Origin of the sequence: Nonomuraea fuscirosea (assembly GCF_003001935.1) — a bacterium.
GTDB classification, from domain to species: Bacteria; Actinomycetota; Actinomycetes; order Streptosporangiales; family Streptosporangiaceae; genus Nonomuraea; species Nonomuraea fuscirosea.
Map to the genome: position 1 here is coordinate 113116 of NZ_PVNG01000023.1, position 23710 is coordinate 136825.

Here is a 23710-nt window from a genome sequence, read left to right on the forward strand (position 1 = left end):
TTGCTAAAACCTTTCAGGCGGTACGGTCCAGTGCCCTGAGGGACCGGTCGGTGATGGAACGGGCGCCGCGGCCGATGGCCACCATGCCCGACTGGACGAGTTCTTTGATCCCGAACGGCTCCAGCACCTTGACGAAGGCCTCGAGCTTGTCGGGAGTGCCGGTGACCTCGATGGTCACCGCGTCGGCCGCGACGTCGACGCAGCGGGCCCGGAAGAGCTGGACGAGCTCCAGCACGTGGGAGCGGCTCTCGGAGTCGGCCTTGACCTTGATCAGCATCAGCTCGCGCTGCACGGACTGCGTCGGGTCCAGCTCGACGATCTTGAGCACGTTCACCAGCTTGTTGAGCTGCTTCGTGACCTGCTCAAGCGGCAGTTCCTCCACGCTGACCACGATCGTGATGCGGGAGATGTCGTCGTGCTCGGTCGGCCCGACGGCCAGGGAGTCGATGTTGAAGCCGCGCCGGCTGAACAGCGCCGACACGCGTGCCAGCACGCCGGGCCGGTTCTCGACCAGCACCGACAGCGTGTGTCTACTCATCCTCGTTCTCCCACTTCGGCGCCATGTCACGGGCGATCTTGATGTCGTCGTTGCTGGTGCCCGCCGCGACCATGGGCCAGACCATCGCGTCCTGGTGGACGACGAAGTCGACCACAACGGGCACGTCGTTGATCTCCATGGCCTTCTTGATGACGGCGTCCACGTCCTCGGGACGCTCGCATCGCAGGCCCACACAACCATAGGCCTCGGCCAGCTTGACGAAGTCCGGGATGCGGCGCGCCGTCTGCAGGTTGGTGTTGGAGTAACGCTGGTCGTAGAAGAGCGTCTGCCACTGGCGGACCATGCCGAGATTACCGTTGTTGATGACGGCGATCTTGACCGGCACACCCTCCAGCGCGCACGTGGCCAGCTCCTGGTTGGTCATCTGGAAGCAGCCGTCGCCGTCGATGGCCCACACGGTGGCGTCGGGCCGGCCCATCTTCGCGCCCATCGCGGCCGGGACGGCGAAGCCCATGGTGCCGAGGCCGCCGGAGTTGATGAACGTGCCCGGGTTCTCGTAGCCGATGAACTGCGAGGCCCACATCTGGTGCTGCCCGACCCCGGCCACGTAGTACGTCTCGGGCCCGGCGATCGCGCTCAGCCGCTCCATGACGTATTGAGGGGCCAGCGAGCCGTCCTCGAACTCGTCGTAGCCCAGCGGGTAGGTCTGCTTGTAGCCGTTGAGCACCGTCCACCAGTCGGCGTAGTCGCCCTTCTGGCCGGACGCCTCGATCGCGCCGATGAGGTCGCTGATGACCTCTTTGCAGTCGCCCACGATCGGCACGTCGGCGTGGCGGTTCTTGGAGATCTCCGCCGGGTCGATGTCAGCGTGCACGATCTTCGCGTACGGGGCGAACGACGCCAGGTTTCCGGTGACCCGGTCGTCGAAGCGCACGCCCAGGCCGATGATCAGATCGGACTGCTGCAGCGCGCCGACGGCCGAGACGCTGCCGTGCATGCCCGGCATGCCCATGTGCTGGGGGTGGCTGTCGGGGAAGGTGCCCCTGGCCATCAGGGTCGTGATGACCGGGATGTTGGTCAGCTCGGCCAGTTGCAGCAGCTCCGCCGAGGCGCTGGCCTTGTGGACGCCGCCGCCGACGTACAGGACGGGCCGGCTCGCCTCGGCGATCAGCTTGGCGGCCTCGCGGATCTGCTTGGAGTGCGGCCTGGTGACCGGGCGGTAGCCCGGGAGCTGCATGGTGGGCGGCCAGCTGAAGGTGGTCTCGGACTGCAGCGCGTCCTTGGAGATGTCCACGAGAACCGGGCCGGGACGGCCGGTGGAGGCGATGTGGAAGGCCTCCATGATCGTACGGGCGATGTCCGCGGGATCGGTCACCAGGAAGTTGTGCTTCGTGATCGGCATGGTGATGCCGGAGATGTCGGCTTCCTGGAAGGCGTCCGTGCCGATGGCGGCACTGGCCACCTGCCCGGTGATGGCCACGATCGGCACCGAGTCCATGTAGGCGTCGGCGATCGGGGTCACCAGGTTGGTGGCGCCGGGGCCGCTGGTCGCCATGCACACCCCGACCTTGCCGGTGGCCTGCGCGTAGCCCTCGGCCGCGTGCCCAGCCCCCTGCTCGTGGCGTACGAGCACGTGACGGACCTTGGTCGAGTCGTAGAGAGGATCGTAGGCCGGCAGAATGGCACCGCCCGGGATCCCGAACACTGTGTCGACTCCCACGTGCTCCAGCGCCCTGACCAGGGCCTGTGCACCTGTCATCCGTTCGGTCATCGGCTCGTTCCTTGCGTGGCTACTCGCTTAAGGACATAAAAAATGCCCCGTCCCGCCGGCTGGCGGGTCTGGGGCGGCGCGCAGGTCGTCGTGCTTCGCTATCGGCCTGCGCGCCGGCGAAGTACTACGAGAATCTCACTGCGAAGCATGGCTTACACCATAGCCGCTCCGAACGCCCCAGTGTCAACTTGGTGGACACATGTCTCAAACGGTGAGACTCGTCCTGCGCAGCGAGTCGACTCCCCGCGCCGCCATCGGCCGCGCCACCAGGAACCCCTGCCCGCGCGTGCATCCCATCTGCTTGAGCAGTTCGAGCTGCTCGGGACGCTCGATGCCCTCGGCCACCACGATGAGCCCGAGGTCGTGGCCGAGCCGCACGATCGTGCGGGTGAGCAGGGTCAGCGTGTCGTCGCGGCCCAGCCCGGACACGAACGACGGGTCGATCTTGATCATGTCGACCGGGAGCTGGCGCAGGAAGGCCAGCGAGGCGTAGCCGGTGCCGAAGTCGTCGATGGCCAGGCGCACCCCGAGGGCGCGCAGCTCGGACAGCCGCTTGATCGTCTCCTCGGCGTCCTCGACCAGCATCTCCTCGATCACCTCAAGGGTGAGCGCGGCGGCGGGCAGCCCGCTCTCCGCCAGCGCCTCCTCCACGGTCTCGACGAACCTGGGCGCCATGATCTGGCGCGCCGACAGGTTGAGCGACAGCCCGATGTCCCAGGACGAGGCCCGCCAGGCGGCCACCTCACGGCACGACTCGCGCAGGATCCACTCGCTCAGCGGCACGATGAGCCCGGTGTCCTCGGCCGGGCCGAGGAACTGCTCGGGCGGCACGAACACCGACCCGCGCCACCACCGCACCAGCGCCTCGACGGCCGTCACCCGCGAGGTGGCCAGGTCGACCACCGGCTGGTACTCGATCGCGAACTGCTGCTCGATCAGCGCCCGCTGCAGGTCGGCGGCCAGCTCCAGGCGGCGTACGACGTCGGCGTGCATCTGCGCGGCGAACACCTCGACGCGCCGCCCGCCGAGCTCCTTGGAGCGCGCCATCGCCACATCCGCGTTGCGCATGAGGTCGCCGGCGGGCTGGTCGTCCTCGGCGAAGGCCACGCCCACGCTCGCGGTGATCGCCACGTCGCGGTCGGCCACCCGGAACGGCTCCTGCGAGACGGCGCCGACCAGCCGCTCGGCCAGATCGACCGCGACCTGCGCCTCGCCGCCGGTCTCCACGAGCACGGCGAACTCGTCGCCGCCCCACCGGGCCAGCGTGTCGTCGGGGCGCACGGCCCCGCGCAGCCTGCGGGCCGCCTGCCCGAGCAGGTAGTCGCCGCTGGCGTGGCCGACCGAGTCGTTGACGGAGGTGAACCCGTCGAGGTCGAGGAAGATGACCGCGACGTTGGCCGTGCCCGAGGTGCGCCCGGCCAGCACCTCGCGGGTGCGCTCCTCGAAGTAGGCGCGGTTGGGCAGGCCGGTGACGCCGTCGTGGAAGGTGAGGTGGGCGACCTGGTTGCGCAGCGCCTCCTGGTCGCTGACGTCTCTGGTCGTCACCAGCATCCGCTCGTCGCCGCCGACCCGGCGGGTGGCCACGGACTCGGTGGGGCGCCAGGTGCCGTCGGCCGCGCGCACGCGGCAGGCGATGAGACAGGTGCCGGGCGCCGCGTTCTCCTCGTCGAGGTGCATGGCGCGCATGGCGGCCTGGATGCCTGGCACGTCCTCGGGATGGATGTAGTCGAAGATCGACCCGCCGATCAGCTCGTCGGGGCAGTAGCCGTAGGTGACCTCGACCCCGGGGCCGATCTCGCGCACCACACCCTGGTAGTCGCAGGCGAAGACCACGTCGCCGGTGCTCTCGGCCAGCTCCCTGAGCTGGCGGTCGCCCAGCTTGACCAGGCCGCGCAGGCGTACGTTGACCGCGGAGAGCACGAACAGGCGCACCAGCAGGAGCAGCACGATGGACACGGCGACCAGCACGACGCCGGTCACCGCCGCTCCCGCCCGCCCGCCGGCCTGGTGCACGAGCAGCGTGACCGCGGCCACGGCGACCAGCGCCAGCGGCGCGACCCCGATCGCGTGGCCGACCGCCGGACGCGCGGACTCAGCCGGCTTGGGGCCCCATGGGACGGCCGCCAGCAGCAGCAGCGCGACGGGGGCGAGCATGACGCTCCACAGCTGCGGCTCGCCGTCGATCAGCCGCGCCACCGCCTGCCCCACGCCGGCCACGGTCATCGTGGCCAGCACGCCTATCCCGGCCAGGCCGAGCAGCCAGGAGGAGGACCTGCTGGTCACCACTGACGGGATCACGGCGCAGGTCACCAGCAGCGCGATCATCGGCGGCAGCATGACCAGCGTGAACGCGGGCGGATCGGCCGTCTCGGCGTAGACGTGGCGCAGCGCCACCACCCAGCCGACGAGGAAGAGCGAGGCGGCGCTCAGGTAGGCGTCCGTGAGCTGCCGTAAGGCGACTCTGGCCGGAAATCTGCGGTCGGCGGCGATCAGCGCGCCCCCCGCCGTGACCACCGCGCCGAGCAGCACGAACATGTCGGCGAAACTGGCCACGAAGCCTTCGGCGATCGGCTGGAGCGCCACCCCGGCGGCCCAGATGACCGCCCCGCCGCCCATCCAGCGGGCGGCCATCGCCGTCGGGCGGTGACCGGCGGCCTGCTTCACCGAGGCGAACAGCAGGGAGCCCGCGGCGATCAGCGCCGCCAGCCCTCCGGCGACCGCGCCGGTGACCAGGGCCGGGCCCTGCGCGAGGACGGCAGCGGCGAACACCACCGCTCCTGCCGCCGCCGCGGCGGCCGGCGGCACCCGTGGATCACGCCAGCGGATCACAGTCGTTGCCCATCCCGTCTCGAACCCTGCACCTGCGACCGCCGAAGCCCGGTCGATCACTTCGCCAGTGTGTGCGGTCGTGGGTGCGCGGGTGGTGACAACGCCGATGTCGTCACCGATCTGATAACCACACAGACCATTTGCCGCCAAGAGTCCCTTGACAGTCAGTCAGGAACTCCCTGCAAACGCAACCGTACGCACCGAAGGTCACGGACCAGCCACGTTCCGGGATCCTCTCAATATGCGTCGGTGATGACGTTGACCAGCGATTCGCCGGCGAGATAGCGCTCCAACTGGGCCCTCATGAGGCGCAGCGTCCGCCGCACCGACGCGGGGGTGCTGCCCGCGACGTGCGGCGTGATCAGCAGGCCGGGCGCACCCCAGAGCGGGTGGCCCTCCGGCAGCGGCTCGGGCGCGGTCACGTCGAGCGCCGCGCGCAGCCTGCCGTTCTTGAGCTCCGCGAGCAGCGCGTCGGTGTCGACGATCCCGCCGCGGGCGGCGTTGACGAGCACGGCGCCGTCCTTCATCCGGGCGAGGAACGCGGCGTCCACCATGCCGGCGGTGGCCGCGGTGGCGGGCACCAGCAGCACGACGACGTCCGCCTCCGGCAGCAGCGCGGGCAGCTCGTCCATGGCGTGCACGCCGTCGCGGGCGCTGCGCGCCACCCGGACGATCTCCACCTCGAACCCGTCGAGCCGGCGCTCCAGCGCGGCGCCGATGGAGCCGTAGCCCACGATCAGCACGCGCGAGTCGGCCAGCACGCCGGTGTGGTGGTAGGTCCACTCCCCCCTGCGCTGCGCGTCCACGAACCCGGGGAACTCCCTGACGACCGCCAGCATGGCGCCCACCGCCCACTCGGCGGTGCCCGCGTCGTGCACGCCGCGGGCGTTGCACAGCACCGCGCCCGAGGGCATGTGCGGGCGGTACGCCTCCACGCCGGCGGTCACGGTCTGCAGCAGCTTGAGCGAGCCCATCCTGGCCAGCGTCCCCGGCACGTCGGGCACGGGGATGAGCGGCGGGATCCACACCTCCACATCACCCACTCCGTCCGGCATCGCGGACGTGCCGTCATAGACCGCACATTCAACGCCGGGGAGGTCGGACAGTACATCGGCCACCGAAACGGACGGAACCCAGGTCTTCATGCCGAGAACCTTACGACTACGGGGTCAGTATGGAACACATGAGGAAGCTCTGGACGATCGCGCTGATGGCCGTGCTCACCGGCTGTTCCGGCTCCTACGGCGGCGGCGGGGAGGCGCTCCCCACGGCGGCCGTGTCCGCGGGCGCCGCGCCCGGCGCTCCCCAGGACGTCGTGACCGGGCTGGCCGTCCCGTGGGGGATCGCGTTCCTGCCCGGCGGCGACGCCCTCGTGACCGAGCGCGACTCGGCCCGGCTGCTGCGGGTGAGCCCGGCGGGCGCGGTGAAGGAGCTGGGGGCCGTCGAGGGCGTACGGCCGGACGGCGAGGGCGGCCTGATGGGTGTGGCCGTCAGAGAGCGGCAAATCTTCCTTTACCACACGGCGGATCAGGACAACCGGATCGTCCGCTACCGCCTCGACGGCGATCGTCTCACCGACCGGCGCGTCATCGTCGATGGCATCCCGAAGGGCGGCATCCACAACGGCGGCCGGCTCGCGTTCGGCCCCGACGGCTTCCTGTACGCCACCACCGGCGAGACCGGCGACCGCGACCTGGCCCAGCGGCGCGACTCGCTCGGCGGCAAGATCCTGCGCATGACCGCGGACGGCGCGCCGGCGCCCGGCAACCCGTTCGGCACGCTGGTCTACAGCTACGGCCACCGCAACGTCCAGGGCCTGGCCTGGGACGACTCGGGCCGCCTGTACGCCTCGGAGTTCGGGGCGAACACCTACGACGAGGTGAACCTGATCAAGCCGGGGGCCAACTACGGCTGGCCGGAGGTCGAGGGGCGCGGCGACGACGACCGCTACACGAACCCGGTCCTCACCTGGCCCACCTCCGACGCCTCGCCGTCGGGCCTGGCGTACGCGAACGGCTCGTTGTGGATGGGCGCGCTGCGGGGCGAGCGGCTGTGGCAGATCCCGGTGAGCGGCGACGGCTCGGCGGGCACGCCCGCCGCCCACTTCACCGGCCGGTACGGCCGCCTGCGCGCGGTCGTCACGGCCCCCGACGGCAAGCTGTGGATCGGGACCAGCAACAAGGACGGCCGCGGCTCGGTCAGGGACGGCGACGACCGGATCATGTCCGTCACCCCGTCCTGACCCTCCGGCGGAAGTCCGCCGTCACGCCGGCGGGCCCCGGCGACCTGAGCGCCGAGGACCCGTGCGGGTGCTCAGCGCGGGACGCCGGTGCAGGCGATCTGCGGCTGCGGGCGGTACTTGGTGGTCAGCTTCTTGTCCTTCTTGACCACTTTGCCGTCCTTGTGGAACACGCGGGTCACGTCGATCGTGAACCCCTGCTGTCCCGTGGTGGGCAGGCAGCCGGGCGTGGAGCTGGTCTCGCGCCGGAACGGCGTGAAGTCCCTGCGCTCCGACTCCACGGCCTCGATCTTGTCGTAGCGCTTGGTGCTCCACAGCGTCACGGTGACGGACGTCTCGGTGGAGGCGGTCTTGATCAGCACGCCCTGGTCGGAGTCGTTGCGCCACTTCAGGTCCACGTCCGGGTAGAGCAGCGCCACGCTGCGCCCCGCCGGATAGCGCTCGGCGAAGTAGTCCATCGCCTGGTGCTCCACGTCCTCGAACCCGGCGAAGAACGCCGCGTTGTAGAGGACCGTGGCGAACTGCGACCCGCCGCCGCCGACCACGTTCACCGTCCGGCCGCCGACGACCTGCCCGGCTTCGACGTATCCGTTCTCGACCGTCCGCTCGCCGAGGAAGTCGTTCAGCGAGAACGTGTCCCCGCGCTTGACGATGTGCCCGTCGAGCTCCTGCGCCATCCGCTGGATGTTCTTCGTCCGGGGCTGGCAGCAGTCGAACGTCGAGGTGAACTGGCCGACGATCTCCCTGATGCCGAGACCCTGGATCTCCGAGGTCTGCACGGCCGGGGCGACGGTGCCGGTCCGGACCGGGATTGTCCGGACGCCACCCTGGTCGAACACCTTCTCGGCGTCCCTGGCCAGCAGCTTGTCGTTGATCCCGCGCCCGACGCGGGCGGGCACCAGGACCGGCTTGCCGTCCACGATCTGGTACGTGGCGTCGCGCGGCTGCTGGGCCGCGTCCACGAGGCTGCTCTCCGCGGCGGCCAGCACGGCCTTGGCGTTGAACTCGGGCACGAGCTCGCCGTCGCCGTCGGCCACGTAGGTCAGGTTGGCGGCGATCGTGGCCGGGGCGATCTGGGTCTGCTTGCCGTCGAGCGTCAAGGTCAGGGGGGCGGCCACCGCCGCCTTCGCCTTCTCCACCGCCGTCTCGACGGACTCGGGGGTGGAGGCCGGCTTGGCCGGCCTGAGCGTGAGGACCACCGTGCCGCCGCCGTTCAGGAAGGCGTCGCTGATCCGCTTGACGGCGTCGTCCCGGTCGAGCAGCACGCCGTCCTGGGGCAGGTGTGCCTTGGGCACCAGGCCGGTGAACGTCACCCGGCCCTCGCGCGCGCGTTTGTCGGCGGCCTCCGCCATGCCGTCGACGGTCCTGGTGAGCTGGGAGGCGTCGACGGAGATCTTCGGCTGGAGCTCGGTCGTGCCGGTGAGGCCGCGCCACACCTCCTGCGGGCTGGGGAACCCGCTGGGCGCCTGCCCGATGGTGCCGACCACGTCCAGGTCGAGACCGGCCTCGTCGGCCTGGATGGTCTCCCTGGTGTCGCCGATCTCGGCCACGACGGGCTTGCTGAGCTTGGTGGCCAGCTCGCTGCGGAGCTTGTCGGCCGCCTGCGTCACGGTGAGGCCGCCGATGTCCACCCCGGACACGTGCGTGCCGCGTAACACCGAGCCGGACATGAGCACGGCGGGCACCACGTAGGCCAGCGCCGCCAGCATCAGCACGACGATGATCACACCGGGCAGGATCCGGCCGCGCTTCGGCGGCTCTGGCTCGTACGGGGACGGCCGCTCAGGCGAGCCCCCGAACGCCGGGGGCGGCGACTCCTTGCCGGCCATGGGCCAGGGCTGGGCGGGCGGCGCCACCGGCGGTAGCGCGTTCTTGCCCGAAGGTCCGCCCGGGGCGCTCGGGCCCTGGGCCGGCCGCGAATCCTGTCGGTCCGGCGGGCCGAAGATGTCCCGGGACACTCCCGGGGGCAGCCCTTCGATCCGCGGCTTCTTGGAGACGCCCGACGTGGGGAGTGGCACCGAGGCGAACGGGTCGGTTGGTGATTCGATCGGTCCGGCGTTACGCACGCCTCAATCTCCTCCCGGTCCGCAGCCAAGTCTCAGGCAACAGTAAGGCACGCGGATCCGCATATGTCACGGGAATCGGCTACGGAAGTGTGTCAACCTAGCCACCGGTAGCGATGTTCCGGTCGTCCGGCCGTGCCGTAACGCGGCCGGAATTCGGCCTGCCCCACCGCACATAGGTGTTCGAGGTAGCGGCGGGCGCTCACCCGCGACAGGCCGGTGAGCTCGGCCGCCTCCGCTGCCGACAGGTCGCGGCCCGCCTCGCGCAGGGTGTCGGCGACCAGCGCGCACGTGGCCGCGGACAGTCCTTTGGGCATGACGGCGGGGGTCTTGTGCGTGCCGAAGAGCCGGTCCACGTCGTCCTGGCGCGCCTCGGCGCCGATCGCGGTCAGGCGGCGGCGGGTGTCGGCGTACTGCTGGAGGCGCTCGGTCAGGGCGGCGGCGGTGAACGGCTTGATGAGGTAGTTGACCGCGCCGCCCCGCATGGCCTCCCTGACCGTGGGCATGTCGCGGGCGGCGCTGATCATGAGGACGTCCACGTCGTGCAGGGACTTGAGCACCTCCAGGCCCGACATGTCGGGCAGGTAGATGTCGAGCAGCACGAGGTCGGGCCGCAGCTCGGCGACCGCGGCGAGGGCGTCGGCACCGGTGTGGGCGGTCGAGACGACGGTGAAGCCCGGCACGCGGGCCACGTAGCCGCTGTGGATGCGGGCCACCATGAAGTCGTCGTCCACGACGACCACGCGGATCGGCGTGCGCGTCACCGTGCCGCCCCGTCCTTCATCCCGTCCACAGCCCCGTTCTTGACCCCGTTCGCGGGCAGCAGGGCGGTGAAGACCGCGCCGCCCGAGTTCCGTACCCGGACCCAGCCGCCTCTGCGCAGGCACGCCTGCCTGGTCAGCGCCAGCCCGAGCCCGCGCGGCCCCGAGTGGGCGGCCTTCGTGGTGAACCCCTCCCTGAAGACCTCCTCCACCAGGCCGGGCGCGATGCCGGGGCCTGAGTCGCCGACCCGTACGCGCAGCCCGTCCGCGTCGGCCTGCACCGACACCTCGATCGTGCCCTCGGCGCCGTCGAGCGCGTCGATGGCGTTGGCGACCAGGTTGCCGACCACGAGCACCGCGTCCCTCGGATCGCCGATCAGGCCCTCGGGCACCGCGGAGTCGTCCGACAGCACGAGCCTGGCCCCTCGTTCGGCCGCCTCGGCCGACTTGGCCATGAGCAGCGCGGCGAGGGTGGGGTCCTGGATGCGTTCGCGCAGGTCGGTGGCGTACGTGCTGCCGGTCGTGCGGGTGATGAAGCCGATCGCCGCCTCGTGCTCGCCCAGTTCGAGCAGGCCCACCACGGTGTGCAACCGGTTGGCGAACTCGTGCGCCTGCGCCCGCAGCGCGTCCGTCGCGCTGCTGGTGTCGTCGAGCTCGCGGGCCAGGCGGACCAGTTCGGTGCGGTCGCGCAGGGTGACCACCCAGCCGCGGTGGCGGCCGCGTACCCAGACGGGGGTGCGGTTGAGCACCAGCACGCGCTCGCCGTGCAGCACGACGCGGTCCTCGCCCGGGTCGGCGCCGCCGAGCACGTCCCGCATGCGCTCGGAGACCGGCATCCGCGTCAGGTCCTCGCCGACGTCGCCGAGCAGTTCGCGGGCGGCGTCGTTGACCAGCGTGACGCGGCCGTTCAGGTCGAGCGCGAGCACGCCCTCCTTGACGCCGTGCAGCACGCCCTCCCGCTGCTCCAGCAGGGCGGCGATCTCGCGCGGCTCCAGCCCGAACGTCTGCTTGCGCACCCGTGCGGTGATCAGCGCGGCCAGCGCGAGCCCGGCCAGCAGCACCGCCAGCGCGGTCCAGATGAGCGGCGGCAGGGCGTGGGTGAGCTGGCTGTCGACCGTGGTCTCCAGCACGCCCACGGAGACGAGGCCGATGACGGTGCCGTATTCGTCGCGGATGGGCGTCTTGCCCCTAACGGTGGTGCCGATCGTGCCGGTCTCCGTGCCCACCCAGCTCCGGCCCGAGCGCAGGACCGGGGTGCCGTCGGTGGACAGCGTCTTGCCGATCAGCGCGGTGTTGGGGTGGGCGTAGCGCTTCTGGTCGGTGTTGGCGATCACCACGTAGTCGGCGCCGGTCTCCTGCTGGACGCTCATGGCCAGCGGTTGCAGCACGCTCTCCGGGCTCGCCAGCTTGAACGCCTCGCGCACCTGCGGCAGCGCGGCCACCGACTGCGCGATCGCCAGCGCCCGCTGCTGGTAGAGCGAGTCGAGCTGATCTCTCGTGTGCTCGGCCCACACTGCCGCCGTGCCCCCGGCGGCGAGCAGCACGATCACCATCTGGAGCACGAAGAGCTGCGTCCCGAGGGACGCGTCACGCACTCGTCTCACCCTGCTCATGGAAACAAACGGAGGTCACGTCCCGGTCGCGACCGACAACCCCTTCGAGCACCGCCGGCAGGTCGCGACCAATACGACCACTACGACGGCAACCGCGCAAAGACTCGACGCCTCGCGCGCCGGAAATCACCATGCCAGTCCAACCTATGTGAGCACACCCCCTGGAGTGATCATGCGCTTGCGCGTATTCGCCGCACTCGCGGCACTCTCCCTCGGCGCGATGACCGGCTGCGGCGCCTCGGGAGGCACCTCGGCAGGCGCCTCCGCCTTGCGGATCATGGCTCCGGCCGCCCCGGGCGGCGGCTGGGACCAGACCTCCCGTACGGCGGAGCAGGCGTTCAAGAGCGCCGACCCGCAGCGCAAGGTCGAGGTGTTCAACGTGCCCGGCGCCGGCGGCACCATCGGCCTGGCGCAGCTGGCCGGGGAGAAGGGCAACGGCAACCTGCTGATGACCATGGGCCTGGTCATGGTGGGCGCCATCGAGCAGAACAAGTCCAAGGTCACGCTGGCCGAGACCACGCCCATCGCCAAGCTGACCGAGGAGTACGAGCTGGTCGTGGTGCCGGCCGCGTCCCCGTTCAAGTCGCTGGCCGATCTGGTGGCGGCCTGGAAGGCCGACCCGGCGAAGGTGTCCATCTCGGGCGGCTCGGCCGGCGGCACCGACCACATCGTGGCCGGCCTGATGGCCAAGGCCGCGGGCGTGGACCCCAAGCAGGTCAACTACATCGCCCACTCCGGCGGCGGCGAGGCGCTGAACGAGCTGCTCGGCAACAAGGTCAGCGCGGGCATCTCGGGCGTGGCCGAGTTCGCCGAGCACGTGAAGTCCGGCAAGCTGCGCGCCCTGGGCGTCACCTCGGGCGAGCGGGTGCCCGGCCTGGACTCGCCCACGCTGAAGGAGGGCGGCCTGGACGTGGAGCTGGCCAACTGGCGCGGCTTCGTCGCCCCCGCCGGGCTGTCCGAGGCCGACAAGAAGGCCCTGACCGACCTGGTCACCAAGATGCACGACGCGCAGCCGTGGAAGGACGCGGTGGCCAAGAACGGCTGGATCGACTCCTTCCAGACCGGGCAGCAGTTCACCGACTACCTGGCCTCCGAGCAGACCCGGGTGAAGGCGATCATCGCTGAGATGGGGCTCGTTTCCTGATGACCCGCTGGTGGCGGCCCGAACTCGGGCTGGCGATCGTCGTCCTGGTGCTGGGCGTGCTCGTCGTGGTGGGCACGCTCGACGTCTCCGCGGCGGCCTCCCAGCTCGGCATCGGGCCGAGGTTCTTCCCCATGCTGGTGGGCGGCGCCATGGTGCTCATCGGCCTGTTCTACGTCGCCGACGTCCTGCGCGGCGGGCACGGCGACCCCGAGGAGAGCGAGGACGTGGACACCGACGCGCCCACGGACTGGCGCGGCGTCGGACTGGTCAGCGGCATCTTCCTGGCCTTCGCGGCACTGCTGAACGTGCTCGGCTGGATCATCGGCGCGAGCCTGCTGTTCTTCGCCCTCTCGCTGGCGCTGGGCGCCGAGCACAAGTCCCGCGCGGCCGTGGTCGCGGTGGTCATGGGGGTGACGACGTACCTGCTGTTCGTCAAGGGGCTCGGCGTCACGCTGCCCGGCGGGCCGCTGGAGGGGGTGATCTGAGATGACCTCGTTCCAGCTGCTGCTCGACGGCTTCGCCGCCGCGCTCACCCCCGTCAACCTCATGTACGCGCTCATCGGCGTCACCCTCGGCACCCTCGTCGGCGTGCTGCCCGGCATCGGGCCCGCGATGACCGTGGCGCTGCTGCTGCCGATCACGTTCACGGTGCCGCCGGCCAGCGCGTTCATCATGTTCGCCGGCATCTACTACGGCGGAATGTACGGCGGCTCGACCACCTCCATCCTGCTCAACACCCCCGGCGAGTCCGCGTCCATGATCACGGCGCTGGAGGGCAACAAGATGGCCAGGCGGGGCCGGGCCGCCCAGGCGCTGGCCACGGCCGCGATCGGCTCGTTCGTGGCCGGCACCGTCGCCACGGCTCTGCTGGTCGTGGCGGCCCCCGCCGTGGTCGACTTCGCCATCTCCTTCGGCCCCGAGGACTACTTCGCGCTGGCCATCCTGGCCTTCACCGCCGTCTCCTCGGTCCTGTCCCGCTCGATCGTGCGCGGCCTGGCCTCGCTCGGCCTCGGCCTGGTGATCGGCCTGATCGGCATCGACCAGCAGACCGGCCAGGCCCGGCTCACGCTCGGCATCCCGCAACTGCTCGACGGCATCGACGTGGTGATCGTCGCCGTGGGCCTCTTCGCGCTCGGCGAAGCCCTCTACGTGGCCTCCCGGCTGCGGCACGCGCCTCCTGAGGTGGTGCCGGTCGGGCGGGCGTGGATGGGCCGTGCCGACTGGCGCCGCTCCTGGTTCCCGTGGCTGCGCGGCACCGCCCTGGGCTTCCCGTTCGGCGCCCTGCCGGGCGGCGGGGCGGAGATCCCCACGTTCCTGTCGTACGCGGCCGAGAAGCGCCTGGCGCGCGGCGTGGCCCGCGAGGAGTTCGGCAACGGGGCCATCGAGGGCGTCGCGGGTCCCGAGGCGGCCAACAACGCCTCGGCGGCCGGCACCCTCGTTCCGCTGCTCACCCTGGGCCTGCCCACGTCGGCGACGGCCGCGATCCTGCTGGCCGCCTTCCAGCAGTACGGCCTGCAGCCCGGCCCCCAGCTCTTCGACCACAACCCGGCGCTGGTCTGGGGCATGATCGCGTCGCTGTTCATCGGCAACACGATGCTGCTGGTGCTGAACCTGCCGCTGGCGCCGCTGTGGGCCAGGGTCCTGCGCGTGCCCCGGCCGTACCTGTACTCGGGGATCGTGCTCTTCGCCGCCCTCGGCGTCTACGCGCTGAACGGCACCATCGTGGACCTGTTCGTGCTGTACCTGCTCGGCCTGCTCGGCTACGCCATGCGCCGCTTCGGCCTGCCCGTCGCCCCCGCGGTGATCGGCATGATCCTGGGGCCGATGGCGGAGATCCAGCTGCGGCGGGCGCTGGCGATCGGGGCCGGGGACGTGAGCGTGCTCGTCCGCAGCCCGGTGGCCGTCGTCCTGCTGGTGCTGGCCGCCCTCGCCCTGCTCACGCCGCTGTTCAGGAAACTGGCGGGACGTCGGCGACAGACCGCGACCACGTCGGCCGGGGAGTGACGGACGCCTCCCCCGGCCGACGAACCGGCCCCGTCGCTCCACCCGGACCGACGGGGCCGCCCGCTGCCGTCCCGAAACGCCTGGCCCTTCACCCCAGAGCGTCCGTACCAGCACACCCGGGACACCCACGCGAGGGCAGGCCCCCCAGAAACGCGTTCTACTCCTGGACGCCGAGCTTCTCCAGGATCAGCTGCCGGGCACGGGCCGCGTCGGCCTTCCCCTTGCTGGCCCGCATCACGCCACCCACCAGCGCACCCGCGGCGGCGATCTTCCCGGAGCGCACCTTCTCGGCCGCGTCGGCGTTGTCGGCCAGCACCTGATCGATGATCGCCGACAGCTCGCCCTCGTCGTTCACGATCTTCAGGCCGCGGCTCTCGACCACCTCGTCCGGCGTGCCCTCGCCGGCCATCACGCCTTCGAGCACCTCGCGCGCCAGCTTGTCGTTGAGCGCGCCGGAGGCCACCAGCTCGGTCACCCTGGCGATCTGCTCGGGGGTGATGGGCAGGTCGGCCAGCGGCGTGCTGGTCTCGTTGGACCGCCGCGCCAGCTCACCCATCCACCACTTGCGCGCGTCGGCCGCCGGCGCGCCGACCGCGACCGTGGCCTCGACCAGCTCGATGGCGTCGGCGTTGTGCATCGCCTGCATGTCGAGGTCGGACAGGCCCCACTCGGCCTGCAGCCGCTTGCGCTTGACCGACGGCAGCTCGGGCAGCCCCGCCTTGAGCTCGGCCACCCAGCCGCGGTCGGGCGCGATCGGCACCAGGTCGGGCTCGGGGAAGTAGCGGTAGTCCTGCGCCTCCTCCTTGGACCGGCCGGAGGTGGTGCCGCCGGTGTCCTCGTGGAAGTGACGGGTCTCCTGCACGATCTTCCCGCCGGCGGCGAGCACGGCGGCCTGCCGCTCGATCTCGCTCCTGACGGCCCGCTCGACGCTGCGCAGCGAGTTGACGTTCTTGGTCTCCGTACGGGTGCCCCATTCGGACGAGCCGCGCGGCATCAGCGAGACGTTGACGTCACACCGCAGCGACCCCTCCTCCATCCGCACGTCGGAGACGCCCAGCGAACGCATGACCTCCCGCAGCTCGGTCACGTACGCCTTGGCCACCTCGGGCGCCAGCCGGTCGGTGCCGGGGATGGGCTTGGTCACGATCTCGACCAGCGGGATGCCGGCCCGGTTGTAGTCGACGATCGAGTAGTCGGCCCCGTGGATGCGGCCCGTCGCGCCACCCACGTGCGTGGACTTGCCGGTGTCCTCCTCCAGGTGCACCCGCTCGATCTCGATCCGCACGGTCTTGCCCTCGACCTCGACGTCGAGGTAACCGTCGAAGCAGAGCGGCTCGTCGTACTGCGAGATCTGGTAGTTCTTCGGCATGTCCGGATAGAAGTAGTTCTTCCGGGCGAAGCGGCACCACTCGGCGATGGAGCAGTTCAGCGCCAGGCCGATGCGGATCGTCGACTCGATCGCGGCGGCGTTGGCCACCGGCAGCGCCCCGGGGAACGCCAGGCAGGTCGGACAGACCTGCGTGTTGGGCGGGGCGCCGAAGGTCGTCTTGCAGCCGCAGAACATCTTCGACTTGGTGCCCAGCTCGACATGCGTCTCCAGGCCGAGCACCGGCTCGAACCGGTCGAGCGCTTCGTCGTACGGCATGAGCGTACCGGCAGTCATGGTGAGGTCCTCAGTTCAGATCGTTGCGTTCAAGCTATCGCTTCGGCGCTCAGAGAAAGCCCACGGTTCCTCAGCGCCTTGGAGGTGGCGGCCGCCGCATGGCCTGCGGATCCGGGACGTGGAAGTGCCAGGAAGCCACCTCATGCGGCCACACCTTCTGGCCCGACCCTTCCGGCGGCACCTCGAAAGACCAGTCCTCCGATTCGCGACGGGCCTCCATGACCGCGGCGGACGTCCTCACGTCGGCCCTCGACGCCTACCTCAGCCTCCACCCGGACGGCGAACCGCGACACCGGCGGGCGGCCCGACGGCTGGTGGAAGAGCTCCTGGGGCTTGCCCCGCCGCGCGTCGAGCAGCGGGTCCGCGCCACCTCGGATGTGCGGCAGGCCGGCGCCGATCGTCTCGCGGGCGAAGGTCGGGGCGTCCAGCAGGTTGGACTTTCCGCTCGCATTGGGCCCGACCAGGGCGTGGAACGGCGGCACGTCGAGGGTGAGGTCCAGGAAGGACTTGAAGCCGTCGATCTCGATGCGCGTGAGCATGCCGCCGTTCCCCCTCTCGTCCTACAGTTCCGGCGCCCTGGACAGCAGGCCGCCGCCCCAGTGGCTCTCCAGGGCCTGCTCCACGGCGGCGCCGACGCGGTAGCAGCGGTCGTCGCCGAGGACCGGGGCCATGATCTGCAGGCCCACCGGCAGGCCGTCCTCGTCGGCCAGGCCGCACGGGACCGACATGGCCGCGTTGCCCGACAGGTTGGACGGGATGGTGCACAGGTCGGCGAGGTACATGGCCATCGGGTCGTCGGCGCGCTCGCCGATCGGGAAGGCCGTGGTGGGCGTGGTCGGCGAGACCAGGACGTCTACCTGCTGGTAGGCGGCCTCGAACTCGCGCGAGATGACCGTGCGCACCTTCTGGGCCTGGCCGTAGTAGGCGTCGTAGTAGCCGCTGGACAGCGCGTACGTGCCGAGCATGATGCGCCGCTTGACCTCGGGCCCGAAGCCGGCGGCCCTGGTCAGCGCCATGACCTCCTCGGCGCTGCGGGTGCCGTCGTCGCCGACGCGCAGGCCGTACCGCATGGCGTCGAAGCGGGCCAGGTTGGACGAGCACTCCGAGGGCGCGATCAGGTAGTACGCCGGCAGCGCGGTCGTGAACGACGGGCAGGAGACCTCGACGACCTTGGCCCCGAGCGACTCCAGCAGGTGCACGGCCTCCTGGTAGCGGGCCAGCACTCCGGGCTGGAAGCCCTCTCCGGCGAACTCCTTGACGACGCCGATCCGCATGCCGGAGACGTCGGGGTTTCTGGCGGCCTCGACCACCGAGGGCACGGGGGCGTCGACCGAGGTGGAGTCCATCGGGTCGTAGCCGGAGAACGCCTCGTGCAGCAGCGCCGCGTCGAGCACGTTGCGGGCGAACGGGCCCGGCGTGTCGAGCGAGCTGGCGAAGGCGATCAGGCCGTAGCGGGAGGAGCCGCCGTAGGTCGGCTTCATGCCGACGATGCCGGTCACCGAGGCGGGCTGCCTGATGGAGCCGCCGGTGTCGGTGCCGGTGGAAAGCGGCGCCTCGTAGGCGGCCACGGCGGCGCTCGACCCGCCGGACGAGCCGCCGGGCACCCGGCTCAGGTCCCACGGGTTGTGGGTGACCTGGTAGGCGGAGTTCTCCGTGGAGGAGCCCATGGCGAACTCGTCGAGGTTGGTCTTGCCCAGGATGACCAGGCCGGCCTCGCGCAGGCGCGCGGTGACGGTCGCGTCGTAGGGGGGCCGCCAGCCTTCGAGGATCTTGGACGCGGCCGTGGTCGGCATGTCGCGCGTGGTGAAGATGTCCTTGTGCGCGATCGGCACCCCGGCCAGCGGGCCGAGCCGCTCGCCGGCCCTGAGCCTGGCGTCGACGGCGCGCGCCTGCTCGATCGTGGTCTCGCGGTCGACGTGCAGGAACGCCTTGACCTTGGGCTCGACCTCGGCCATCCGGTCGAGGTGCGCCTCGGCCACCTCGACGGCCGACACCTCGCCCGCGGCGATCAGCGAGCCCAGCTCGGCGGCGGTCTTACGGATCAGACTCATGCCTCCTCCCCGAGGATGCGCGGCACACGGAAGCGGTCGTCCTCGACGGCGGGGGCGCCGGAGAGCGCCTGGTCGGGGGTCAGGGACTGTCGCACCTCGTCGGCACGGAAGACATTGGTCAGCGGAAGCGCGTGCGACGAAGGCGGCACGTCGTCGGCGGCGACCTCGGACACCTTGGCGACCGACTCGATGATCTGGTCGAGTTGGGTGGCGTAGTGGTCGAGCTCGTCGTCGGTGAGCGCCAGCCTGGACAACCGGGCCAGGTGTGCGACCTCGTCGCGGGTTATGGCGGACATGAGTCGTTGAACCCGTTTCGTGGATGGAGTCTGTGGACACTGCCATCCTAGGGGGCTTGACGTATTGAGCCCGAACGGTTAACCCGACGGCAACACGCGACGTCGCGCGGGGCGGCGCGTCAGGCGGTCGCGCGAAGCAGCGGGGCAGGCGGTCGCGCCGGGGCGGCGGGTCAGGCGGGTCAGGCGGAGCTGCTGACCTCGGGCTGGTAGCCGTACTCCACCGAGGGGTCCGACTGCTCGCGCAGCCAGGCGGTGGCCTCGTCGGCCGGCAGGGGGCGGCAGAACAGCCAGCCCTGGCCGACGTCGCAGCCCATCTCGGCCAGCCGGATCGCCACCTCGTCCGACTCCACGCCCTCCGCGACGGACCTCAGTCCGAGCGAGCGGACGAGGTCGACGATGGAGCGGACGATCCGGTAGTCGTCCTCCGACTCGGCGATCCTGCGGACGAAGGAGGCGTCGATCTTGACCTCCGACACGGCCAGCCGCTGCAGGCGGATGAGCGAGGAGTAACCGGTGCCGAAGTCGTCGATGGCCAGCGGGACGCCGAGGGTGGCCAGCGCCTTGATGGTCTCCTGGGTGTAGGCCTGGTCGCCGGTCAGGATGCGCTCGGTGACCTCCAGCTGCACGGCGGCGGGCGGCAGCCCGTAGCGGGCCAGCCCGACCTCCAGCTGCTCGGGCAGGGCCGAGGCGAGCAGGTCGCGGGCGGAGATGTTCACCGAGATCTGCACCCGCAGCCCGCTGTGCCACCAGGCGGCGGCCTGCTCCAGGGCCTCCTCGATCACGTACGCGGTGAGCTGCCGCATCAGGTACGACTGCTCGGCCAGCGGCACGAAGTCCGACGGCCCGATCGGCCCGTGCACCGGATGCCGCCAGCGCACCAGCGCCTCGACCCCCTGGACGTCCCCGGAGCGCAGCCCGACCTTGGGCTGATAGTGCAGGCGCAGCTCCCCGTTGTCGATGGCGCGGCGCAGGTCGCCGAGGAGCGTGAGGCGTTCGGGGGAATTGCGGTCCTTGTCGGCCTGGTAGAGCTCGACGCCGGTGCGTCCCTCCTTGGCCAGGTACATGGCCACGTCGGCGCGCTGGAGCAGCAGCTCGAAGTCGGGCGCGTGGTCGGGGTAGAGGGCGATCCCGACGGAGCCGTCGAGGTCGAAGGTCATGCCCTCCAGGCGTACCGGCTCGGTCAGCGCCGCGCGCAGCCGGGCCGCCACCTCCCTGGCCGCGTGGGCGTCCCTGATCGAGGGCAGCAGCACGGCGAACTCGTCGCCGCCCAGCCGGGCCACGACGTCGCCTGGACGTACGGAGTGGGTCAGCCGGTGGGCGACCATCTGCAGCAGCCGGTCACCGACCGGATGCCCCATCGTGTCGTTGACCTCCTTGAACCGGTCGAGGTCGAGCAGGAACAGGCCGACCCGCTCGTCCTGGCGCACCTCGGCCAGCGCCTCCTCGGTGCTGACGATGAGCATCTTGCGGTTGGGCAGGCCGGTCAGCTCGTCGTGCAGGGCCTGGTGGTCGCGGCGCATGGACAGCGTGGCGGTGAAGTAGACGGCGGCCAGGGGGGCGACGAACAGGGGCACGAGGCCGGGCGAGTGGTTCATCACCACGACGACGAGGGGTGCGAGGCCCAGCAGCCCGGCGTACACGAGGCTCTGGGGGCCGGCGGTGGCGCGCAGCACGCGCGTGATCGAGCGCCGCTCGTGCAGCGCGACCGCGCCGGACACGAGGGCGGCCCTGGTGACGAAGTACGCCACTCCGGCCAGCCCGATCGGCAGCAGGTCGCCGCCGCCCGGCACCCACGGCCGGGCCGGGCTCGGCATGATCCCGAACGTCCCCAGCACCACGGCGGCCGCGGTCAGCGCGAGGGTGGACTGGGCGATGTTGAACATGACCCGATGCCACGACCTGCGGGTCACGACGCCGTTGATGGTCACCGCGACGGCCTGCATCAGCACCGCCACCGGCAGCCCGAAGTGCAGCAGCACGGCGAAGTTGAACATGGTCGACGGGTACGTGCCGCCCACGGTGGTCGCGGAGGACACCATCACGGGCCGCAGCTCGCCCAGGATCACCAGCACCGCGAGCACCCAGAACAGCGGCCCGCGGGCCAGCTCGGCCAGCCCGGCGGGGTCGAGCCTGAGCATGGCCACCAGCAGGGCGGTGAAGCCGATCACGGTGATGCCCGCGAGGAACCCCCACAGCGGCGTGCCGACGCGTGGTCCGGTGTCGCGAGTGTCGGTTGGGTCAGTCATCGGTAACAGAACCCCCATTAGGTCACTATGGGAGGGTACGACCTTCACCCCACTTCGCGAAACCAAGCGGGTACGTTCCGTAGTGTCTCTTATCCGACATATACCCAAAAAGCACCCTCAGTAGCAACCCGTGCACGCTATGACCCCGGAACCGCCGGAAGGGCCCGCCCACGTACGGACGAGCCCCTCCTGCGGAAGCGAGCATGCGGGCGGGAGCCAGGGCGCCAGCCTGACCGCGGAGCCAAGGCTCCCGCCTGGCCGCGAAAGCTAGGGCTCCGGTGTGACCGCCACGCCCGCCGCGGCCTCCGGCCCCTCGTTGAGCAGGACCTCGAACCCGGCCTCGTCGAGGATCGGCACCCCCAGGCTGACCGCCTTGTCGTACTTCGACCCCGCGTTCTCCCCCGCCACCAGGAACGACGTCTTCTTCGACACCGACCCGGACACCTTGCCGCCCCTGCTGGTGAGCGCGTCGGCGGCCGTGTCGCGCGTGTAGCCCTCCAGGGTGCCGGTCACCACGAACGTCATCCCCTCAAGGGTCTGCGGCCCCTTCTCGGGAGCGGGCTCGTCCTCCATGCGGACCCCGGCGGCCCGCCAGCGCTCGATGATCTCGCGGTGCCAGTCGACCTCGAACCACTCCTTGATCGTGGCCGCCACCCTGGGCCCGATGCCCTCGACCGCGGCCAGCTCCTCCTCGGAGGCGTTCATGACGGCGTCGATCGACCGCATGGCGTCGGCCAGGGCGCGCGCCGTGGGCGGGCCGACGTGCCGGATCGACAGCGCCACCAGGATCTGCGCGAGCGGCACCTGCTTGGCCCGCTCCAGCTCCTCCATCAGCCGCAGGGCGTTCTGGCTGGCCTCGCCGTTGAGGTTGGAGAAGAAGGTGACGACCTTCTCCTCACCGGTCTTCGGGTCGATCTTGGGCAGGCCGGTGTCCTGGTCGCGGACCACCGACCTGATCGGGATGAGCTGCTCCAGCGTCAGGTCGAACAGGTCGGCCTCGGTCCGCACCACCGGCTGCTGCGGCGGCAGCGGCTGGGTGAGCGCCGTGGCCGCGACGTAGCCGAGCCCGTCGATGTCGAGCGCCCGCCGCCCGGCCGCGAAGAAGATCCGCTCCCGGATCTGCGCCGGGCAGCCGCGCGCGTTGGGGCAGCGCAGGTCGGCGTCGCCCTCCTTCTCGTACGCCAGCTCCGTGCCGCACTCGGGACAGTGGGTGGGCATGACGAACTCCCGCTCGGACCCGTCGCGCAGCGCGGCGACCGGCCCGACGATCTCGGGGATGACGTCGCCCGCCTTGCGCAGCACCACCGTGTCGCCGATGAGCACGCCCTTCTTCACCACGATGGCCGCGTTGTGCAGCGTGGCCCGCTCGACGGTCGAGCCCGACACCACGACCGGCTCCATCACCCCGAACGGCGTGACCCGCCCCGTGCGCCCGACGCCCACCTGGATGTCGAGCAGCTTGGTGTTGACCTCCTCCGGCGGATACTTGTACGCGATGGCCCAGCGCGGCGCCCGCGAGGTCGAGCCCAGCTCCCGCTGCGTGCGGAAGTCGTCGACCTTCACCACGACCCCGTCGATCTCGTACGGCGGATCGTGCCGGTGCACCCGGTAGTGCTCGATGAACGCGTTGACCTCGTCGAGCCCCGCCACCACCTTGGTCAGGTCGCTGACCGGCAGCCCGAACTCACGCAGCCGCTCGTAGACCTCCGACTGCGCCCGCGGCTCGGCCGCGCCCTCCCAGACGCCGATGCCGTGCACCAGCATGCGCAGCGGCCGCTGCGCCGTGACGCGCGGGTCCTTCTGCCGCAGCGTGCCCGCCGCCGAGTTGCGCGGGTTGGCGAACGGCGGCTTGCCCTGCTCGACCAGCTGCTCGTTGAGCCGGGCGAAGTCCTCGACCGGGATGTAGACCTCGCCGCGCACCTCGACCAGGCTCGGGACGTCGTCGCCCGTGAGCCGGTGCGGGATGCCCTTGATCGTGCGCACGTTGGCGGTCACGTCGTCACCGGTGCGCCCGTCGCCGCGGGTCGCGCCGCGCTCCAGCCTGCCGTCCCGGTAGACCAGCGCGATCGCCAGCCCGTCGATCTTCAGCTCGCACAGGTACGGCCCTGGGTCGCCCTCGGCCAGCCGCTCGGCCCGCGTCATCCAGGCCGACATGTCGTCGGCGTTGAAGGCGTTGTCGAGGCTCTCCATCCGGTTGAGGTGCGCGACCTTGGCGAAATCGCCCGAGACCGGCGCGCCCACCTTCTGCGTGGGCGAGTCGGGCGTCTGGAGCGCCGGATGCGCCTCCTCCAGCGCCAGCAGCTCCTTGAACCAGCCGTCGAACTGGGCGTCGCTGACCGTGGGCTGGTCGAGCACGTAGTAGCGCCAGCGCGCGTCCTCGACCAGCTCGCTCAGCTCGGCGTGCCGCTTGAGCGCGGCCACCGGCACGCCCCCGACCTCCGCACCAGACTCGCTCACGCAGCTCTCCTCCCGTACGTCAACCTGTGCAAACGCTACCGCCGGGCACCGACAGGAGCACGCCTCAGCGGGCC

17 protein-coding genes are annotated in these 23710 nt (G+C 71.1%); 4 read left to right on the top strand and 13 right to left on the bottom strand.

The genetic code is table 11. The features are described from left to right. Positions 1-13: 13 nt before the first annotated feature. From ilvN to B0I32_RS42465, 4 genes are all read right to left on the bottom strand, one after another. Positions 14-538, bottom strand: a complete 525-nt coding sequence (gene ilvN, locus B0I32_RS42450; protein ID WP_106249360.1) for an acetolactate synthase small subunit — start codon at positions 536-538, stop codon at positions 14-16. Continuing rightward, complete coding sequence (locus tag B0I32_RS42455) at positions 531-2270, bottom strand: acetolactate synthase large subunit (RefSeq protein WP_106249362.1); 1740 nt, start codon at positions 2268-2270, stop codon at positions 531-533. The genes ilvN and B0I32_RS42455 overlap by 8 nt, the downstream gene beginning before the upstream one ends. 204 nt (positions 2271-2474) lie before the next feature. Next, positions 2475-5099 (bottom strand): putative bifunctional diguanylate cyclase/phosphodiesterase, encoded by a 2625-nt coding sequence (locus B0I32_RS42460; protein ID WP_245956374.1) that lies wholly within the window; start codon positions 5097-5099, stop codon positions 2475-2477. A 236-nt stretch (positions 5100-5335) separates the two neighbouring features. Beyond that, positions 5336-6244, bottom strand: a complete 909-nt coding sequence (locus tag B0I32_RS42465; protein WP_106249363.1) for a 2-hydroxyacid dehydrogenase — start codon at positions 6242-6244, stop codon at positions 5336-5338. Positions 6245-6282: 38 nt separating this feature from the next. Between B0I32_RS42465 and B0I32_RS42470 the strand changes: the two genes are divergently transcribed. After that, entirely contained in the window at positions 6283-7341 is a 1059-nt protein-coding gene (locus B0I32_RS42470; protein ID WP_106249365.1) for a PQQ-dependent sugar dehydrogenase, read from the top strand. Positions 7342-7412: 71 nt separating this feature from the next. Here the strand turns inward: B0I32_RS42470 and B0I32_RS42475 are convergent, their stop codons facing one another. From B0I32_RS42475 to B0I32_RS42485, 3 genes are all read right to left on the bottom strand, one after another. Beyond that, positions 7413-9404 (bottom strand): VanW family protein, encoded by a 1992-nt coding sequence (locus tag B0I32_RS42475; protein WP_146178512.1) that lies wholly within the window; start codon positions 9402-9404, stop codon positions 7413-7415. 92 nt (positions 9405-9496) lie between these two features. Continuing rightward, positions 9497-10165, bottom strand: coding sequence for a response regulator (locus B0I32_RS42480; protein ID WP_281262658.1), 669 nt, complete (start codon positions 10163-10165; stop codon positions 9497-9499). After that, entirely contained in the window at positions 10162-11757 is a 1596-nt protein-coding gene (locus B0I32_RS42485) for a sensor histidine kinase (RefSeq protein ID WP_245956375.1), read from the bottom strand. The genes B0I32_RS42480 and B0I32_RS42485 overlap by 4 nt, the downstream gene beginning before the upstream one ends. 190 nt (positions 11758-11947) lie before the next feature. Here B0I32_RS42485 and B0I32_RS42490 point away from each other — a divergent pair, with 190 nt between their 5' ends. Genes B0I32_RS42490 through B0I32_RS42500 form a run of 3 tightly spaced genes read left to right on the top strand, consistent with a single transcriptional unit; the run spans position 11948 to position 14923 of the window. Then, entirely contained in the window at positions 11948-12919 is a 972-nt protein-coding gene (locus B0I32_RS42490; protein WP_106249505.1) for a Bug family tripartite tricarboxylate transporter substrate binding protein, read from the top strand. After that, a complete protein-coding gene (locus tag B0I32_RS42495) occupies positions 12919-13404 on the top strand; it encodes a tripartite tricarboxylate transporter TctB family protein (protein ID WP_106249370.1) in 486 nt (161 codons plus the stop codon). The genes B0I32_RS42490 and B0I32_RS42495 overlap by 1 nt, the downstream gene beginning before the upstream one ends. Before the next feature lies 1 nt (position 13405). After that, positions 13406-14923 (top strand): tripartite tricarboxylate transporter permease, encoded by a 1518-nt coding sequence (locus B0I32_RS42500; RefSeq protein ID WP_106249371.1) that lies wholly within the window; start codon positions 13406-13408, stop codon positions 14921-14923. Between the two features lie 157 nt (positions 14924-15080). Here B0I32_RS42500 and gatB read toward each other — a convergent pair whose 3' ends face one another. The 6 genes from gatB to ligA form a co-directional block, all read right to left on the bottom strand. Then, complete coding sequence (gene gatB / locus B0I32_RS42505) at positions 15081-16586, bottom strand: Asp-tRNA(Asn)/Glu-tRNA(Gln) amidotransferase subunit GatB (RefSeq protein ID WP_106249373.1); 1506 nt, start codon at positions 16584-16586, stop codon at positions 15081-15083. 140 nt (positions 16587-16726) lie between these two features. Then, a complete protein-coding gene (locus tag B0I32_RS56875) occupies positions 16727-17125 on the bottom strand; it encodes an AAA family ATPase (RefSeq protein WP_146178513.1) in 399 nt (132 codons plus the stop codon). A gap of 21 nt (positions 17126-17146) precedes the next feature. After that, on the bottom strand, positions 17147-18637 hold the full coding sequence (gene gatA / locus B0I32_RS42515; protein WP_106249375.1) for an Asp-tRNA(Asn)/Glu-tRNA(Gln) amidotransferase subunit GatA: 1491 nt from the start codon (positions 18635-18637) through the stop codon (positions 17147-17149). Then, a complete protein-coding gene (gene gatC, locus B0I32_RS42520) occupies positions 18634-18933 on the bottom strand; it encodes an Asp-tRNA(Asn)/Glu-tRNA(Gln) amidotransferase subunit GatC (RefSeq protein ID WP_106249377.1) in 300 nt (99 codons plus the stop codon). The genes gatA and gatC overlap by 4 nt, the downstream gene beginning before the upstream one ends. A gap of 179 nt (positions 18934-19112) precedes the next feature. Continuing rightward, positions 19113-21179 (bottom strand): putative bifunctional diguanylate cyclase/phosphodiesterase, encoded by a 2067-nt coding sequence (locus B0I32_RS42525; protein WP_106249379.1) that lies wholly within the window; start codon positions 21177-21179, stop codon positions 19113-19115. Between the two features lie 267 nt (positions 21180-21446). Next, positions 21447-23636 (bottom strand): NAD-dependent DNA ligase LigA, encoded by a 2190-nt coding sequence (gene ligA / locus B0I32_RS42530; protein ID WP_245956376.1) that lies wholly within the window; start codon positions 23634-23636, stop codon positions 21447-21449. Between the last annotated feature and the right edge of the window lie 74 nt (positions 23637-23710).